Annotated in this window: 1 pseudogene; it reads right to left on the bottom strand. The window is 37.7% G+C overall.

The annotated features are described in order from the left end of the window. Positions 1–382, bottom strand: a pseudogene (locus J7R10_RS09640) (glycerol-3-phosphate acyltransferase); the annotation flags it as partial.

Here is a 382-nt window from a genome sequence, read left to right as displayed (position 1 = left end):
GCCAATCTGTGTTTCGTTCCCAATTAGTAAACGTCCGTGATAGGAATGGTGTATTATAATCACCAATATACTAATAGCAAGGAGTATACAAGACGCATAGAATTAAGGATAGGAAAAATAAAAAAAGATTGGGGTGATGACCACAGCAATGAGTGCGGGTAATGGAGAATAGGGTATACATAGAAAAATCACCATCCATACAACAATGAAAACATTTGCTGCTGGACAGTAGGTCCATAAGCACACACCAAGACATATAGCAGCACTTTTGCCGCCTTTAAACTGAAGCCATATTGGGTAAAGATGTGCCAAGAAGGCAAAATATCCAGCCAGTGAATTAACAATTCCATTCTCTATTGGATTACTTGAAGATTTTATTCTA

The sequence above is a fragment of the Bartonella vinsonii subsp. berkhoffii ATCC 51672 genome, assembly GCF_902825225.1.
Taxonomy (GTDB): domain Bacteria; phylum Pseudomonadota; class Alphaproteobacteria; order Rhizobiales; family Rhizobiaceae; genus Bartonella; species Bartonella berkhoffii.
The sequence above is the reverse complement of the archived record's forward strand: the minus strand, read 5'-3'. Positions and strand labels throughout refer to the sequence as shown.